General features: G+C 43.1%; 16 protein-coding genes. 11 read left to right on the forward strand and 5 right to left on the reverse strand.

Annotated features, from left to right (window positions below; all coding sequences use genetic code 11):
* Positions 1-52: 52 nt before the first annotated feature.
* On the reverse strand, positions 53-1,588 hold the full coding sequence (locus ACM0P2_RS10205) for a response regulator (protein WP_236547118.1): 1,536 nt from the start codon (positions 1,586-1,588) through the stop codon (positions 53-55).
* 304 nt (positions 1,589-1,892) lie between these two features.
* Here ACM0P2_RS10205 and ACM0P2_RS10210 point away from each other — a divergent pair, with 304 nt between their 5' ends.
* The 4 genes from ACM0P2_RS10210 to ACM0P2_RS10225 all read left to right on the forward strand — a co-directional run bounded on the left by ACM0P2_RS10210 (position 1,893) and on the right by ACM0P2_RS10225 (position 5,819).
* Positions 1,893-3,047 (forward strand): acyl-CoA dehydrogenase family protein, encoded by a 1,155-nt coding sequence (locus ACM0P2_RS10210; RefSeq protein ID WP_159118859.1) that lies wholly within the window; start codon positions 1,893-1,895, stop codon positions 3,045-3,047.
* Positions 3,048-3,096: 49 nt separating this feature from the next.
* Positions 3,097-4,227, forward strand: coding sequence for an enoyl-CoA hydratase/isomerase family protein (locus tag ACM0P2_RS10215; protein WP_419226571.1), 1,131 nt, complete (start codon positions 3,097-3,099; stop codon positions 4,225-4,227).
* A gap of 156 nt (positions 4,228-4,383) precedes the next feature.
* Positions 4,384-5,259 carry a putative RNA methyltransferase gene (locus ACM0P2_RS10220; RefSeq protein WP_173358592.1) on the forward strand — a complete coding sequence of 292 codons (876 nt, stop codon included), beginning with the start codon at positions 4,384-4,386 and terminating at the stop codon, positions 5,257-5,259.
* Positions 5,256-5,819, forward strand: coding sequence for a D-glycero-alpha-D-manno-heptose-1,7-bisphosphate 7-phosphatase (locus ACM0P2_RS10225; protein ID WP_159118865.1), 564 nt, complete (start codon positions 5,256-5,258; stop codon positions 5,817-5,819). The genes ACM0P2_RS10220 and ACM0P2_RS10225 overlap by 4 nt, the downstream gene beginning before the upstream one ends.
* Positions 5,820-5,927: 108 nt before the next feature.
* Here ACM0P2_RS10225 and ACM0P2_RS10230 read toward each other — a convergent pair whose 3' ends face one another.
* Both ACM0P2_RS10230 and ACM0P2_RS10235 read right to left on the reverse strand, forming a co-directional pair.
* On the reverse strand, positions 5,928-7,454 hold the full coding sequence (locus ACM0P2_RS10230) for a DUF3413 domain-containing protein (protein ID WP_159118867.1): 1,527 nt from the start codon (positions 7,452-7,454) through the stop codon (positions 5,928-5,930).
* 8 nt (positions 7,455-7,462) lie between these two features.
* A complete protein-coding gene (locus ACM0P2_RS10235; RefSeq protein ID WP_159118870.1) occupies positions 7,463-7,681 on the reverse strand; it encodes a DUF1414 domain-containing protein in 219 nt (72 codons plus the stop codon).
* 159 nt (positions 7,682-7,840) lie between these two features.
* Here ACM0P2_RS10235 and yejK point away from each other — a divergent pair, with 159 nt between their 5' ends.
* The 3 genes from yejK (at position 7,841) to ACM0P2_RS10250 (ending at position 10,861) form a co-directional block, all read left to right on the forward strand.
* Complete coding sequence (yejK, locus tag ACM0P2_RS10240; protein ID WP_159118872.1) at positions 7,841-8,947, forward strand: nucleoid-associated protein YejK; 1,107 nt, start codon at positions 7,841-7,843, stop codon at positions 8,945-8,947.
* 66 nt (positions 8,948-9,013) lie between these two features.
* Positions 9,014-9,889 carry a 6-carboxytetrahydropterin synthase gene (locus ACM0P2_RS10245; RefSeq protein ID WP_159118875.1) on the forward strand — a complete coding sequence of 292 codons (876 nt, stop codon included), beginning with the start codon at positions 9,014-9,016 and terminating at the stop codon, positions 9,887-9,889.
* A gap of 60 nt (positions 9,890-9,949) precedes the next feature.
* Positions 9,950-10,861: a M23 family metallopeptidase gene (locus tag ACM0P2_RS10250; RefSeq protein ID WP_419226572.1), complete on the forward strand. Its 912-nt coding sequence runs from the start codon at positions 9,950-9,952 to the stop codon at positions 10,859-10,861.
* Between the two features lie 61 nt (positions 10,862-10,922).
* Here ACM0P2_RS10250 and ACM0P2_RS10255 read toward each other — a convergent pair whose 3' ends face one another.
* Positions 10,923-12,734, reverse strand: coding sequence for a M61 family metallopeptidase (locus tag ACM0P2_RS10255; protein WP_159118879.1), 1,812 nt, complete (start codon positions 12,732-12,734; stop codon positions 10,923-10,925).
* 185 nt (positions 12,735-12,919) lie between these two features.
* Here ACM0P2_RS10255 and ACM0P2_RS10260 point away from each other — a divergent pair, with 185 nt between their 5' ends.
* From ACM0P2_RS10260 to ACM0P2_RS10275, 4 genes are all read left to right on the forward strand, one after another.
* Positions 12,920-13,603 (forward strand): PilZ domain-containing protein, encoded by a 684-nt coding sequence (locus tag ACM0P2_RS10260; RefSeq protein WP_105931283.1) that lies wholly within the window; start codon positions 12,920-12,922, stop codon positions 13,601-13,603.
* 69 nt (positions 13,604-13,672) lie between these two features.
* Positions 13,673-14,134 carry a DUF962 domain-containing protein gene (locus tag ACM0P2_RS10265; RefSeq protein WP_159118881.1) on the forward strand — a complete coding sequence of 154 codons (462 nt, stop codon included), beginning with the start codon at positions 13,673-13,675 and terminating at the stop codon, positions 14,132-14,134.
* 162 nt (positions 14,135-14,296) lie between these two features.
* Positions 14,297-15,370 (forward strand): sensor histidine kinase, encoded by a 1,074-nt coding sequence (locus tag ACM0P2_RS10270; protein ID WP_159118883.1) that lies wholly within the window; start codon positions 14,297-14,299, stop codon positions 15,368-15,370.
* A gap of 1 nt (position 15,371) precedes the next feature.
* On the forward strand, positions 15,372-16,199 hold the full coding sequence (locus tag ACM0P2_RS10275) for a LytR/AlgR family response regulator transcription factor (protein WP_105931286.1): 828 nt from the start codon (positions 15,372-15,374) through the stop codon (positions 16,197-16,199).
* 121 nt (positions 16,200-16,320) lie between these two features.
* Here ACM0P2_RS10275 and ACM0P2_RS10280 read toward each other — a convergent pair whose 3' ends face one another.
* Complete coding sequence (locus ACM0P2_RS10280) at positions 16,321-17,325, reverse strand: ATP-dependent 6-phosphofructokinase (RefSeq protein WP_159118884.1); 1,005 nt, start codon at positions 17,323-17,325, stop codon at positions 16,321-16,323.
* Between the last annotated feature and the right edge of the window lie 130 nt (positions 17,326-17,455).

Genomic DNA, 17,455 nt, shown 5'->3' on the forward strand with positions numbered 1-17,455 from the left:
ACGTTAACGCTGATCCTGGTTAACAATCAGGGTCGCGTTTTCATTAATAGCTTTAAATCGATTGCTCTTGACTAGAAAGAATAAGCTGTTCAAGACGGGCTTTATTAGTTTCATTTAATTTCATCGTCGATATCTTATCGATAAGCTGTTTTAGGTTAAACTTTCGATACACGCCCGTATCTGCCTCAATCATGCACTGAAGCAGGTTTAACCCAAATGCTGGCGTTTCTTCAGAGAGGTGAAACGCGTCATAGAAGTGCTTCATTGCGCTTGTGAAACTCCCTTCGATAAATAACTGGGTGCCGGTTTGGTTGATAGCAACGGCCTGTTCATGATTTAACCCTAAACGTTCCCCACCTGAAAATATGAGTTCATCATTCATGACTTGTTCAGAGATGACCTGTAACTCAGCGTTTTTTTGCTTAGCCATCAAAAGTAGTTCACCCGCTTTACGCTCGTCGCCTAAACCGTGATGGACTTTAGCTGCAATCACTAAAATCGAAGGCTCTGTTCGCAAATAGTTGTCGATGTGATCGCCTTCAAGCAGGTGCGCCGCTTTTTCTAAATCGTTCTCAATTACTGCGCCGAAGGCAAGGAGATAATCTCGCTTTTGAAGAATTTGTGGATCACCTTGGCTTCGCCCTGCTATACCTACTAGCTTACGGGCCTGAGACAAACTCTCTGTCCGATTTGTCTCTGGGGACTCTTCCGCTAACAAAAGATAAAATTCTGCAAGTTCGAAAGTAAAGTCAACAAACCTGTCTTTAGCGCTTCTGTGCATTGCTCTTTTTTTCTGAAGTAAGTCAATGGCTTCTATGACTTTATCCTGCTTCTGAAAAGCAATAGTTTTTAATTTAGCTGCGGGAAGACTTAGCTCGCTAAAGTTGATTTCGTTTAAATATTTTTCTACATCTTCAAACGCACTTTGCTCGAAGGAAATGGACGCTAACCATTCAAAGGCTTTATCGCGAGCAAGACTTGAATTAACTAAATCGCTTAAATGGTTTTTGCAATCTGGCCACTGACCTGACGCATACTGGCACTTAATTTTACCCCATTGAGCCCAAAGTACCTTTTCCGAACGGGTCAACACGTCTTCATAAATACTTAGTGCGCGGCGAATTTCTCCGCAATCGACAAGAAGACGAGCGTAAAGCTTTCTGATGTCTCCAACAAGACGAGGTGGAATGCCTTCTTTTATCTTCGCTCTAATAATATTTACTGCTCGGTCTGGCTCTCTATTATCAAGCGAATGCAACGCGTTCTTTATAAAGTCTCGGTACGTTAAGTAGTGGTTAACTTGCCGGGTCAGGGATGCGATTGTATAGGGTTTTATAAGAAGGACATCAGGTTGCAGGTCCATAATACGACCAATGATTTGTGGAGAGCGATCTGACGTTAAAAAGATAATGCCCGTGCTTGGACGAATAAACCCCGCCTCGCGAAGATTATGAACCCATTCTACACCGTTTTTACCTTCACCGAGGTGGTAATCCATAAGCAAAAGCTCAAAGTTCTGCTTTTTTAGCGCGGCCTTAAGTTCAACACCTGTAGCAAAACTACTCACTTCTAAGTTTGCAATAGACATAAGGTGCCCTCGAAGCGCAGTTCGAGCGGTGGCATTATCCTCTACAATAGCAATTCTAAATTCCACGAGTACTTAGTGTGTGATGACAAAGTAGCTAGGTTATCAGTAGCGGCATAAAAGTGCATTAGCAAATAGACCAAGATTTTATGTCGATGGAGGCGATATCCAATTGTGAACCTCTTGTCGTCACAAAATATTTACGTCCTTTGCGACAAAATTTAAAAGAATGTTTACCTTTACGTTTACGTAAGGGGTAGCTATTGGTTATTGTTATGAAAAAGCAAATCAATTGAAGGTATGACTCATGAATTTTGATTTAACAGACGACCAATTGGCCTTTGAAGAAACCGCCCGTCAATTCGCACAACAAGAGTTGGCGCCCAATGCAGCGATGTGGGACAGAGAACATTATTTTCCTGTTGAGGCAATAAAGAAATCAGGCGAATTAGGATTCTGTGGTTTGTACGCGCCAGAAAGCGCTGGGGGTCTAGGGCTTTCGCGTCTTGATTCTTCAATTATCTTCGAGCAGCTTGCGATGGGGTGCACGACAACCACCGCTATGCTAACTATTCACAACATGGCGACGTGGATGATTGCAACCTGGGGAACCGAAGAAGTTAAGAGCACATGGTGTGAAAAGCTGGTTTCTGGTGAAAAACTCGCGTCGTATTGCCTTACAGAGCCTGGTGCTGGGTCTGACGCGGCGTCACTTAAAACTAAAGCCGTTAAGGAAGGCGGTGAGTACGTTTTAAACGGTTCAAAAGTTTTTATCTCTGGCGCGGGTAGCACAGACGTATTGGTTGTTATGGCTCGTACTGGAGAAGAAGGTCCGAAAGGGGTTTCTGCATTTGCTGTTCCTGCTGATGCAGCAGGCATTGAGTATGGCAAAGCAGAAGAGAAAATGGGCTGGAACGCGCAACCAACCCGTATGATAACGTTTGATAATGTGAAGCTTCATCCAAGTTGGCTATTAGGCGACGAAGGCCAGGGTTTTAAAATGGCAATGCAAGGCTTGGACGGTGGCCGTATTAACATCGCAACATGTTCAGTTGGCACTGCACAGCAAGCGTTAAATGTAGCAAGAGACTACATGAATGAGCGTGAACAGTTTGGAAAGCCCATTGCTGGTTTTCAAGCGCTACAATTCAAGCTGGCTGACATGGCAACAGAACTTGTTGCCGCAAGACAAATGGTGCGGATGGCTGCATGTAAACTGGATAACGATGACGCTGATAAAACAACGTATTGTGCAATGGCGAAGCGTTTTGCAACAGATGTCGGTTTTAACGTATGTAACGACGCATTGCAGCTGCATGGCGGATATGGCTACATAAAAGAATATCCTCTAGAGCGTCATTTCAGAGATGTCCGAGTTCACCAGATATTGGAAGGAACTAACGAAATAATGCGGGTGATCATCGGTAGGCGTTTACTGTCGGACGAACGAAGCGTACTGTAAAACCCTTTTTTATTCATGTTTATAAACGGATTTCCCGATAGGAGTTGCAATGACAGATGCCGAATCAGTTGTGATCGTTGATGAGATTAGTACGAAAACAGATGGCTTTAAAATAGGCCGGTTGACGTTGAATAAGCCAAAAGCATTAAATGCGTTAGATCTCGAAATGGCAGACCTTATGCTAAAAGCATTACAAAGGTGGCATACTAGAAGTGATATTGTTGCGGTAGTTATCGACTCGGCTGGCGAAAAGGCTTTTTGTGCTGGTGGTGACATCGTTTCCATGTACAAATCAATGGTTGAAGCGCAAGGACAAATTCCGGCATTCCTAGAAACGTTTTTCGAAACTGAATACACGTTAGACTACACCATTCATAACTATAGTAAGCCCATTATTGTATGGGGAAGTGGCATTGTGATGGGCGGTGGCATGGGTCTTCTCTGCGGTGCTAGCCATCGAGTTGTCACCAAAACATCTCGCCTGGCCATGCCTGAAATTACCATCGGACTTTACCCTGACGTTGGAGGAAGTTACTTTCTTCCTCGGCTACCAGGGAAATCAGGTTTGTTTCTAGGGTTAACGGGTGGGCAGATGAATGGGGCTGACGCTTGCTACGTTGGATTAGCTGATATCATGGTCAGTAGCGCTGAAAAAGATAATTTGCTCGAGCAACTTGCAAATTATTCTTGGAACGTCACTGATTTAGATAATTTAAACGAGGCGGTAACCCATGTCCTGAGTGACCTTCCAGGGCCAGAAAATATCCCGCAAAGCAATATCGAACCCAATATGGCGTTGATTAATGAATTATGTAAAGGCGACAACGTTACTGAGGTTGTAAATGCGATTTTGTCTTGTGACATGCAAGACAACAAGTGGCTATCAAAAGCTCAAGCGACATTAGCGAAAGGTTCTCCCATTACCATGCACCTGGTTTTTGAGCAGTGCGAGAGAGGTGGGAATATGACGCTAGCTGATTGCTTTAGAATGGAAGCTGACATGTCTTGTCGTTGCGGTGAGAGTGGTGAATTTCAAGAAGGTGTTAGGGCGCTCTTGATTGACAAAGACATGGCGCCCAAGTGGAAATATAAGCACGTCGAAGATGTTCCCCCGGGCGAGATTGAACATCATTTCACTTCGCCTTGGACAAAAGAGAACCATCCGCTGGCGTCACTTTAAGCTTTATAAGTCTTAAAAGGTGCTTTAGCTCTATCGTGCTGACTAGAGCACCTTTTGAAATACAAGGTTCTGACGGAGCAATGGAACACTGTATTGCCGTCAAGGTACTGGATTTGGTATCCTAAGCGGCAAATTTCCTACAAGTAAGATCTTGCCATGTGGCACTGCCCACTTTGTAAATCCCCGATTTCTCTTGGTACTAAACAGATTATCTGCCCCAATCGCCATAGCTTCGATAAAGCAAAGTCTGGTTACGTAAATTTGTTGCCTGTTCAGTTTAAAAAATCAAAAGTGCCAGGCGACGATAAGGACATGGTGAGAGCGCGAAGAGAATTTCACCAACTAAACGCTTACCTACCGCTAAAAGAGAGAATAATTTCACTACTAGGGGATACCCTGGGCAAGAAAGATACTCATTCTGTACCTTTGGATGGAGAACGTAAATCAGGTTTCATTAATATCTACGATGCTGGCTGCGGTGAAGGCAGTTACTTAGATGCAGTTATCGACGGATTACTGGCTAAAGGTTTTTCAGTTAATGGCGCGGGTAGTGATATAGCTAAGATTGCGGTTGAACTTGCTGCCAAAGCATTTAAGAGCACACAGTTTGTGGTAGCAAGTAGCTTTGACTTACCGCTTGTTGATGCCAGTCAAGATGTGATCATTCAGGTTTTCGCACCGGGGAGCAACGAGGAGTATCTAAGAGTACTAAGAGCCCAAGGCCTTCTGCTTACTGTGGACCCTGCTCCAAAGCATTTGTTTGAGCTAAAAACAAGGGTTTATGACGATCCGAAACAACACAAGCTTGAAGAAGCGCCAAGGGCAGGGTTCACGAGATTACACAACGAGATATTCACGTTTTCTATTGAATTTAAAAGCGTTGAGCAGGCTCTTGCGTTGATAAAAATGACGCCTTTTTATTGGAAATTGCCAGAAGGAAAAATTAATGAGATTGTGAAAACGCTCACGTCGGTTTCCGCTGATTTTCACATTCAACTTTGGCAAAAACACAACAGCGAAGATGCTAAATGAATAACCAATACAAGCAACCTGCGCTTTTTCTAGATAGGGACGGAGTTATCAACGTAGACCATGGTTATGTTGGAAAATATGAGGATTTTGATTTTATAGAGGGAATTTTTGACGCGGTACTTTTCTTCCAATCTAAAGGGTTTCTTCCTGTTGTCGTAACAAATCAAAGCGGTATTGCTCGTGGATATTATACTGAAACTGACTTTGAGGTACTTATGGAGCGGGTTCAAGACGACTTTTCAACTCATGGTATCCATTCACTACCTTTTTATTTTTGTCCACACCATCTTGATGGAAACATTCCTAAGTACGCAACAAAGTGCGCATGCAGAAAGCCAGCACCGGGAATGCTTTTATCGGCTGCACAAGATTTAAAAATAGACCTAGCTAATAGCGTGTTGGTTGGCGATAGCTGGCGGGATATACAGGCTGCTGATGCGGCAGGGCTCAAGCAAAGTTTTTTCCTAAGCAAAGACAATGCTTCATGCGAGCAGAGAGCACAGCTTTCGAACGACCACTCGGTAACAAGAATTGAGAGTCTAAAAGAGCTGATTACGTGAATGAATGGTTATGCGTAACCGGCGCTTAGGCTGAAAATTAAGAATTTTCAGTGAGATAGGATGTAAACTGCTGTGAGTAAAAGAATTACTGCACAGCAGCGTTAATCATTAATTTTGCGTTGAAAAGCGCGACAGGTGCTTTATTGCCTGACTTAATAAGTCGACGTTTAACGGGTCTTTGCTACGTTTTCCCGTTGCCATGTCGCTAATTTCGTAACTTCCATTACTTAATACATCAGTGCGTTTATTGTCGTGGAATACAACAATTCGTTCACCTGAAGTGCTCACCAACCAAGCCCTATTAGGGGATAATAGATTTTGGCCTGTTGAATAATAGGTGGTTGGCGCGTTACACCCCAGGGCATTTAATATCGTTGGCGCTAAATCTTCGGTACTCGCTAACTTTGCGTCTAACTTAAGGGTGCTGTAAAGCACTCCCTTTCCATCTTCACTTCCAAACCCCGTTGCCACAATAATATCGTGATTGCGTGCAAGCGTGCTCTTCACATAACTAGCTGTATCTGCGCTTTGCATAAAAGCGATGTGAAGCCCTTGGTGACTATTCGTTATCGGCTGTTGGTAGCCTGAAAGTTGCGGTAATGGCAGCGAATCATCACTATGAATAGAAACTGGCATACCTGAACCCAAGGGAAGTGCTAGCAGAACGGGACGCTTTTGAGACAATGCGTCTTGATAGATCTCAGGCACACCAAATAGGGTGGATACCATTAAACCTTCAATAGTGCTTGCTGTTGAGTAGTAATTGGCCACTTGAGACAGGCTAGTTGAAGCAATTTCGCCAATATTGACGGTTTGCTCGTTGTCCGTCTGCACGACTACTGTTAAGTTTCTATTTGTCTCTATAGAGCAATAAACAGGTTCTGCAGGATAAGTAATGTTATGGATATCTGGATTGAACTGTAGCTGCTTTCGCTCTTCATATGCAGCTAAATCTAGAAGACCATAGCGCGACATCGTCGTTTTAGCCGTCGCTGGGTAAGACAACGGAAACATGTTGTCTTGTTTAATAATTGGCTGATAAAGCCTAGCATCGGCCCAAACATGAATGGCGTGGCTTGTAACAAAGCAACTGACGAAAAATGTAGTGACGGGTATCCCTACTTTATAGCGAGTAAAGCGCTCAACACGCTTCCAGATTGCATTAGCTAGAACCAGTTGAAACCCAAGCCATACCACAAACAAAAGAAGTAGAAATGACCATTGCTGCCAGCTCTCGATTGCCATTGTCGATTGTGCTTCACTTCGCAGTAAATCGGCGGCGTGAAAGCTTATATGAAAGCCAGTGCGGTTAAAGAGGAGTGCATCGAATGCCAGAAGCGCAAGGCCTACTGCAGCGATAATAGAGGCACTTAGCTTTATCACCCTTTGGTTATTGACCAAATAGCATAGCGGAAGAATAAAAATAACAAAGCCGAAGAAGGTCATAAATCCGATATGACCAAACCAATTGGCAAGAAGATATACAGTGCCGATACCTGTTCCAGGCATAGGGGAAGAGAACACGAAAATTGAGGCTATAACAATGGCGATAATAATATTCGCCAAGGCAAACCAGTGCCCCCAATTTACCAGTTTAGTAACGCGCTGGCGACGAGGTGATTCGGCAAGTATCATGCTGTCCCTTAGCTGTTTTTTACGCTTTTCTTAAGAACATCGGCAAACTGCGTTGCCATTTTTTCACGATTTTCAGGAGCTACCTGCGTGTTCAAAATATGCGTAATTACATTTCCTAACACCATAAGAGAAAGATCGCGGTTTGCACCAGCTTCTTCAAGCGTTAGAATGACGTTATTCATTAGCGCTTCGAATTCGTCGTTGTTATAGCGGCTTTGTTGGGGCATTGCTACGCCTCTTTTTTAAGATTTCTTTGATAAAAAGAATGGTTTTACACGTAAAATGATTATAATCGTTGTTTGAGTGAGTACAATCATTCATTCTTAAATCCCGCAATTCTTTGAATAATTCTGACACTTTTTAAGCAACAGGACACCTGATACTCTATGAGTGCACTGATTCATCACTTTGTTGTACATCGTTTGATTGTAAACAAAGAAGAGAAAATTGAAGCTATTCCCCGAGAAAACTGCCTTGCAGTTACGCCCGAAATTGAGCTTCTTGCCCATCAAATCAATCACAGCTTTAACGCCAAACCAGGAAAGGGGGTAGGCCACTTCGTTAGTGAAGTAACTCGCGAAGCCAAAGTTGAGAACGAAGAGGGGGAAGCCGAGACGCAGAAAAGCACCGAGAATGTCGCTGAGTTTGCGGAAGGTCTAAGAGCGTATATGGATATTCAAAAAGCAGCGGGCGACAATGTAGAGGATGCTTTTCACGCGTTTTCGGTGTCAGCAACAAACCGTTTAGTACGCACGCTAGCTGAAACTGGAACGGTAGAGACGGGTTTTTTAATTTTCTGTCAGTACGAATATTTGGCTACGCAGTACCTCATGATTGCGTTGTTAAATACCCGGTCACATGTTGAAGTGACGAACTCTCTTGATTTATCTGCTCGCGAGCATTTAGATTTGGCGAAAATGCAACTTGCCGTTCGATTCGATCTAACTCAATGGGATGTACAGCCAGAGCAACAGCGGTACGTTAGTTTTATTAAAGGTAGAATGGGCCGTAAAGTATCAGACTTCTTTATGCAGTTTGTTGGTTGCGAAGAACTGGTAGACGTTAAGCAGCAAAATAAACAGCTTATTTCTTCTGTGGATGCATACTTAGCCAGTGAATCGTTAGACCCGCAAGAGCAGCATCAGCATAGAGAAGAAGTAAAATCGTACTTCAAAGAAAAAATTGATGCGGGTGAAAGCCTGTCGGTCGACGAGTTGGCTAACCGACTTCCACAAAACGAAGAGACTAGCAGTAATTTTTCTGCATTTACTCAATCAATGGAAGTCCCGCTTGAAAAAGAAATTCAGCCCGATCCAGCAGCGCTGAAACAGCTTGCTAAGTTCACAGGGCAAGGCGGAGGCATTTCCTTGAGTTTTGAGCGCAAACTAATGGGGGATAGGGTTTTCTATGACCCAGCAACCGATACGCTGACGATACGTGGAATTCCACCAAATTTAAAAGATCAGCTTAATCGCCAATCTTCAATGGACTAGTCGCTGCGAAACCGCGATAAAAAACGTATACTAGTTTTTAGAAAATAAACTCGATTCAAGGGTGTTATGCAATTATTTGTAAATGATTTGACAGTGATGGACTTCTCGTACCTTTGCCCAAAGCGTGGCATGGTTGGTGAAAGCTGGATTGTCGATGTGATTTTGGACGGTGAACTTAACGAAGAGAGCATGGTTCAAGACTTCGGTCATGTTAAAAAGAACTTAAAGCGATTGATTGACGAATATGTTGACCATAAGTTGCTCGTACCGGCTGAGTATGAAGGCTCAGAAGTGATCCATGAGGATGACTCAGAACAAGTTGAAACCCGTTTTACCTGCAAAGATGGCCGTAGCATCATGCTTCATTGTCCTGCTGAAGCGTATGCGTTTGTGTATTCTGATGAAATTAATATGGATTCAGTGGGTGTTTATCTAAAAGAGGTTTTGGCTACGCATTTGCCGGAAAACGTTGAAAATATTACGCTTAATCTTCGGGAAGAGGTTATTACCTCACCTTATTATCACTACACACACGGGCTAAAAAAGCATGACGGTAATTGTCAGCGCATCGCTCATGGCCATCGTTCTCGTATTGATATTATCTTAGACGGTAAAGTGTGTGTCGACAGCCAACAATACTGGGCTGAACGCTGGGAAGATATCTACATAGCCACCCGTGAAGACCAGATTGCCTACAGCGACAGAAAATTAAAGGGTGAAGTAGAAAATCAAGAAGATTATCACTGCTTCGCTTATGAGTCTTCGCAGGGTTATTTCGAATTGCTAATTCCTAAATCAGATTGCGAAATCATTGAAACTGACTCTACGGTTGAGTGTTTGGCACAGTATTTACTTGAAGAACAAAAGAAACGGACACCGGATGGCGTTTGTCAGGTGATTGCTTATGAAGGCGTAGGTAAGGGTGCTACCGTTAAAGGGTAAGCAGACCCCTTCAAACAGCGGCACGACAAGATAGCGACTCAAGTGGGTAAGGAATTGGCTATGGAAATTACACGAACGAGAAACGCGAGTTTTAGACTACTTACTCGTGCTTTACTCTGCTCAATTGCGCTAATTGTATCGCCGCAAGTGAGTTTTGCTTCAGAAGGAACTAACACTAGCGGCACCACGGCTAAACCTTTGCAACAACCAAACATAGATGTCACCCTCAACGGGAAGTTTACACAGGGCGCATTGTTGCGCGGACAAGCGCCAAACGGCGCGCGTGTTTTCTTAAACGGGCAGAGCGTGCCCACCAACAAGGATGGCAAGTTTGTTGTTGGGTTTGAAAGAGAAGCCCCGCTAGAACAACGCCTCACTGTAGAATTAACCAACGGTGAGAAATGGGAGCGCCACATTACGCTAGAAAAGCGGGAATACAATATTCAGCGTATTGATGGGTTAGAACAAAAAATGGTTACGCCACCTGCTGAAGTCACGGCACGTATTAAGCAAGATAATATCAATGTGGCGAATGCTCGTAGCGGCAATTCTGATTTAGACGCGTTGTTTACAGGCTTTAAGTGGCCAGCCAACGGACGTATTTCTGGCGTGTATGGTAGTCAGCGTATTTTAAACGGCGTGCCTAAATGGCCTCATTACGGGCTTGATATAGCAAATGAAACAGGTACACATGTGTATGCCCCGGTAGATGGCGTTGTAACAATGGCTGACGACCTCTACTACTCAGGAAACACGCTGATTATTGATCATGGGATGCGTGTGTTCTCAACCTTTTTACATATGGATACCATCACGGTAGAAGTGGGAGATACAGTAAAGCAGGGTGAACAAATTGGCACTATTGGAACAACGGGCCGCTCTACCGGTCCCCATCTAGATTGGCGAATTAACCTTGGGAAAATGAGATTAGACCCGCAAACGGTTATATCTGGCTCACCAGAAAAAGATTAAGCGCGCTCCAATCAGCTAGATACACGTTAAGAAGGCACCTTGTGGTGCCTTTTCTTTTAATTTACCGAGCTAACCATTTGCTGAGCTTCTGCTGATCGGTAATGGTAAAGAACGCCATGTCTGTGCGGGCTTTAACTACATTAAGGGGCAAGGTAAGGAGTCTGCCATCACGGATAAGGGTTATCTCTACCGTTGACGCCTGTGCATTATCTAAAAGACGTTGAAACTTTTGCGCATTCACGACGTGTCCATCAAGTGCAATAATCACATCGTTTAGCAGAATTCCAGCATCCATGGCGGCGAGCCCTTCAAAAACCTGTACAACCGTCAAACCAAAGCTTGCTGGTTTGAGCGTGGCGCCAAGCTGATTGACAATTGCAGGCTGTGACGTTAAACCACCTTTGTCGTCACTCGACACGCGAGGGCGAATATGAAAATCAACCCCCATCTCACTAACGAGTGAGGCTAGTTCTACGTCATCTGTGCCATAAACTACTTGGTCTAAATATGCTGATACATCAATATCAAAATGCGTTTTACATAAATCTTGTATAACGTTGTCAGGCGTGCCTTTTTCCTCTATTCCATAGTTTTGCCAGAGCAACTGCATGAGCATATCTAAGCTGACCTTGTTGTCAGACTCTCTACGAAGCAATAAATCCAGTCCGAGAGCAATAATACCGCCTTTGGTGTAATAGCTAACAATATTATTAGTAGCGCTAGCATCTTGCTTATAAAACTTTGTCCATGCGTCAAAACTACTCTCTGCAGTGGTTTGTTTTAAGCGCCCGGCATTTTGTAAAAGCCGACTCACGTTTTGCGCCACAATATCGAGGTACTTCTGTGGTTCGATAACGCCAGTTCTAGCAAGGGTTACATCGTCGTAAAAACTCGTAAAGCCTTCATATATCCACAGTTGGTTGGTATAGGTTTCCTGCGACAAGTCCGGCTTGACCATGACACTGGGTTTAATTCGCTTTACATGCCATGTATGGAAAAACTCATGGCTACAGAGGCTTAAGAATGTAATATAGCTATCTGTTTTTTTGCCACTTTCGCCAACCAGTGGCAAGTCAAAACGTGGGTACAGTAGAGCAGTAGAGTACTTATGTTCAAGACCTCCAAAACCATTGTCGGCAAGCAGCGTCATAAACAAATAATTGTCGATAGTCCGAGGGGCACCAAACAAATCAAGGTGATGTTTGCAAATAGGCGTTAAATCTTTAGCGATACGCTCATAGTCGATGTTGTTATTGCCAGAAAATAGTAAGGTGAATGAAACACCATCCACATCAAAGCAGTGAGTATCGGCAATACCTACATAAATAGGATGGTCAATAAACTCGTCATAACTTTGTGCAACGAAGTGCCATTTAGAAGAAGATGCACTATCCGCCCGTGTGGGCATGGATGTATAGGCTTTCCAATCAGTGATCTCTGGATCATTCTCATTAAGTTTAATATCGAGTTCACAGCGTGCATTTTCAAATTCAGACACGTTAAGAAACGCACTGGTACCATTGATAAACGCATACTGATCGTTCATAAATGCCGATCTGATTGACAAATCATTTGCATAAACAGAATACCTAATGGTGCATGGTTTTCCCTGGGTTTCTACACGCCATGTTTGCTTATCAAGCTTGACGATGGGGAGCATGGTTAGATGTTCATTTTTACTATTTGCACCAGTGGTAACATTGATATCTATAATGCTCTTGGCGAAATCCCGCACCATGTAGCTGCCTGGTATCCAGCTTGGCAATGAAAGCTCAAGCATGTTTTTACTGTGTTCGGGGATATCTAATGTAACGGTAAATTGATGGGCACGCCAATTTTCGATAGTTAACGTGTAATGAAGAGCAGAAGGCATAAACGTCCAATAGGGTCAATAACTCGAGTTAATTACTATACCAATCTAAGGCGCTTAGCCCAACAGATTCATAACTAACATTCTTTAACAATTATTAAGGGTCTTTCACATCACAGTGTTGATTAGTTTTTGTTTGATGCGTACATTGAACTTATTCCTATTAATTCCAGCAATAACAAATACAAATGGCTGAAAAAATACAAAGCAGTGTATTGAGTGAAGAAAACTTAGATTCTTTACGAACGTTAGTGCCCGGCGATACAGTAGATTTACAGATTTCTATGCCGGCTGCGCCAAAGCGCGTAAAAACTGACTATATAGGTATGCTCATTGACGAGTGCTTGCTCTTTCATATTCCCACGTCTGCTAAGTGGATAACGGTAAGAGATGCGCTCACCGTAGGCAACGATGTGGTCGTTCGCTCTGTACTTGAAGGCGATACCGGTCAGGTTATTGCATTTAAAGTAAAAGTGCTAAAGTTACTCTCAAAACCTTCAGGATTACTTGTTACAACCTTTCCAAAACGTATTGAAAGTATTGGACTTAGGTCGGTTAAACGTGCACAGCTTGGTGTGTCAGTTACGCTAGAAGCAGACGTGTATCCAAGCGATGAAAATGTGACGGGGATCATAATCGATTTGAGCGAAAAAGGGTCGAAAGTCGCGTTACAGGTGAAACCGAATTGGCCAATAATGATCGATGAATCTGAAGTTAAAATAAATTATTTGTTAGACGGTAAAGAAGTAGCTCTTACAGCTAAAGTAAAAAACCATAAGATAGAGAACGATGTGGTTTACTACGGGCTCGCCTTTACTTGTGATGAGAAACTGATAAAGACGCTGTTGTCGCGGCACACACTTTTAGCTTAATAGTGGTGTAAAACGTGATAACGAGTGCGCTTTTAATAATGGTTATATAAGCAGGCTAGGGGGGTCTACATGAGAAGCATTGAGCGTTTACTAATGCAATACGGCGAAAGCCATCAAAATAAAACGAATGTCATTATTCACGCGATAGCGGTTCCGAGCATTTATTTTGTCACAATTGGGCTGTTCTGGAGTATACCTGTTCCCAACTTTATCGCGCAGTTTGATGTAACTTGGGCCCATATCATCGCCTTGCCTGTACTGTACTACTACTTCCTTCTTTCCGGGCCCATTGGGGCCGCAATGACCCTACTTACTATTTTATGTTTTGGTGCAATTAACACCCTTGAACATTTCAATATCACTGTGTGGTCGTTTTCACTTGTGTTGTTTGTGGTTATGTGGGCACTTCAATTTATAGGTCATCGTATTGAAGGTAAGAAGCCGTCTTTTTTTGATGATTTACGGTTTCTTTTAGTCGGCCCAGCTTGGTGGTGGGTTCACTGGCTAAAAAGAATGAATATTAGCTACTAAAGCCAAGCGGGTTTAACCTGATAAAGCCCTTTATTTCGCCAAAAAATGTCTAATTTCAAGATTTTGCCCTGCGACCAGAAGCATAAGTGGCACGACCAAGCTGCTTGGGTGATAGCAATGCTTGCGTATAATCTTATTATAAGTTTTTAAACTGGTAATAATGTGAGTCGCTTTCAGCGTGTAATAGAAAGTAATGAACGATTATTTTGGACGTTGCACAGCGCGGGCTGGGCAGGGTTTGCGATAATTTATTACATTGGTTCATTTCTCCATGATGTAAGGCCTATATGGGTCTTCATTATTATGCTAAACGCCTATGCAGGTTGGTTGTTAACCATCCCTCTTCGATATATCTACCGTTGGGCAAGAAAGCAGTCGCCCCTCAACATGATCACTATTGTGATCGTTTCTTGTTATTTAATTGCGCTGCTATGGGCTGTGGTAAAAAACATAAACTACTGGGAAATCTATAAACATGGATATCGCCCTGATGAATGGTATATGTATTTCACCAACACCATCAACTCTTTGATAATGGTAGGCTGTTGGAGTGGCGTGTATTTCGGCATCAAAAACTTCCAGATGCTCCAAAAAGAAAAACAAAATGCGCTTAAAGCAAGCACTATGGCGCACCAAGCGCATATAAAAATGCTACGCTACCAACTTAATCCGCACTTTTTATTTAATACGCTCAACGCTATATCAACACTCATCCTGCTAAAGGAAAATGATACGGCGGAAGCTATGGTATCGCGCCTTAGCAACTTTTTGCGTTACTCTTTAGATAACGACCCGATAAAGCGAGTTCCACTAGGGCAGGAAATTAAGGCATTGCGCCTGTACTTAGAAATAGAAAAAGTGCGTTTCGATGACCGTTTAGAAGTACTTTGGGACATTGATGAAGGCTGTGAGAGTGCTCTCGTGCCAAGTATGATTTTGCAGCCAATTATTGAAAATTCGATAAAGCACGCCATATCTAAAATGGAAAACGGCGGTCGTATTTCAATAACTGCACGTACTTTTGGAAATGACCTATTGATGGACGTGGCCGATAATGGGCCTGGAGCGGACATTAAAGACGGTACGCTAAGTCGAGAGAACGGCGTGGGCTTAGCCAATATAAAAGAACGTTTGCAATCCCTTTATCACCGTAATTTTGCATTCTCAATAGAACACAATCAGCCTTCTGGTGTGCGCGTAAGAATACGCATTCCGTATGAAGTTAAGGACGTATAACATGACAAAGCAAGTGATTAAAACCATTGTAGTGGACGACGAACCTTTAGCTCGAAAAGGGCTTCGTGCTAGGTTAGAACGCCATGATGATGTACAGGTGGTTGCCGAATGTCAAAACGGCCTTGAGGCGGTGAGCAGTATTTCTCAACATCGCCCTGACTTGGTGTTTTTGGATATACAGATGCCTGGTTTAAATGGTTTTCAAGTTATTCATAAACTTCGGGAATTAAAACAACCTATTCCAATGATCGTGTTCGTAACTGCCTATGATAGCTATGCTATTAAAGCGTTTGATGTTCATGCGCTTGACTACCTATTAAAGCCTGCAGACGACGAACGTTTAGGCGCTGCATTAGACAAAGTGCGTGAGTATTTTTCTACGCAGCATCAAGATGAGCAGTCGCAAAAGCTTGTAAGTTTGGTTGCTGAATTAACGGGTGATGATTGTGAAGAGATTCTCCGCAAACTTGCTAATGGTGAACCAGTAGAGACCAATCCATATCCTGATGTGCTCGCTATAAAAGATGGCTCTGAAGTAACGCGTGTTAATGTTCAAGACATACAGTGGATTGACGCTGCGGGTGACTATATGTGTGTTCATGCGCTAGACGGCATGCATATTATGCGAAAGACTATGAAAGAGTTGGAACAAGAACTTAACCCTCAGTTTTTCGTTCGCGTTCACCGCTCTGCGATTGCTAACATCCGATTCGTTAAAAAATTAGTCAGTCATATAAGCGGTGAGTATCATTTAATTCTTCAAAACGATACCGAGTTAAAGGTAAGCCGTAGCCATCGCGATAAAGTCAAAGCAGCAATGAAGATGTAAAGCGGCACCATAACATTTGGCCTTGTTTTAGAAAGCCTTGTTTATAGTTAAACAAGGCTTTCTATTATTCTTTAAGTAGTTCCGCTCGATGAGCATAGCATTTTTGTTATAAACTTATTCGCTATTCACTGCTGTATCTCTCATTCATTAGTGTACGCATTGCTTCTACACTTGCATCGTTCAAGGGCTTTGTTGTTTCCCATGTTCTCGACAAGGGTACGGTAACGGGGCGTTGATTTACTTCACCTACCATGATGTTAGTAGCCTTACTTCCCACTAACTTGACAGCGTGTTCCCCTAGGGTTGTTGCTAGTAAGCGGTCTTGTGCCACTGGTGAGCCTCCGCGTTGAACGTGACCTAATGTGACAGGCCTTACATCGCTAATATCATGCTGCCGTAATGCTTCGGTTAACCCTGCTAAGCCATTGGGCCAGACGTTTTCGGCCACAACAACGATAAAGCTTACGGCCCCCTTTAACGCTCGCTGTGCTTTGATCTGCGTTACCATTTTTTGAATCTCTATCTCGGCTGATTCAAAAAATTCAGGTACAACCACGTAATCAGCGGCCGAGGAAAGAGCGGCGTTTAATGCTAAAAAGCCGGCATTACGACCCATAACTTCTACTAGGAAAATTCGCTCAAACGCATCTGCGGTGTCTCGGACTTTATCGATTGAACTCATTGCTGTGTCTATAGCGGTAAAATAGCCAATAGTTGCATCTGTACCAGCAATATCATTATCTATCGTGCCGGGTATACCTATAATTTGACCATCCCAATGTTCGCTTAATTTTGATGCTCCGCGAAACGAGCCATCACCACCAATGACTATAAGTGTGTCGATCTTAGCTTGTTTTAGGTTATCCGCTGCTTTTATCAGCCCTTCGCGGTTTTTAAACTCTTTACAGCGGGCGCTGTGTAGAATAGTACCGCCTTGTTGAATAAGATTGTGGGTCGAACCGAGAGAGAGGGAGACATGTTCCTGTTGTAGTAAGCCATTATATCCATGTTGGTAACCTAACAACGTATATTCAGCTTTTTGGCACGCAATAATGGCTGCCCGTATACACGCATTCATACCTGGCGCATCACCACCAGACGTTAAAATTGCGACACGTTTTGACACATTAAAATCCTTCTTTTTACAGGTAATATGTTTAAGGTAGCGTTAAGGGGTTGGCACGTAAAGTAAACATTTATAGCAAGTGCCTAAGAACTTAAAACTCGTTTATATCGTAAAGGTAACGCTGCTAAAT

Origin of the sequence: Alteromonas sp. OM2203, from assembly GCF_048517045.1 — a bacterium.
In the GTDB taxonomy this organism is placed as follows: Bacteria; Pseudomonadota; Gammaproteobacteria; order Enterobacterales; family Alteromonadaceae; genus Alteromonas; species Alteromonas gracilis.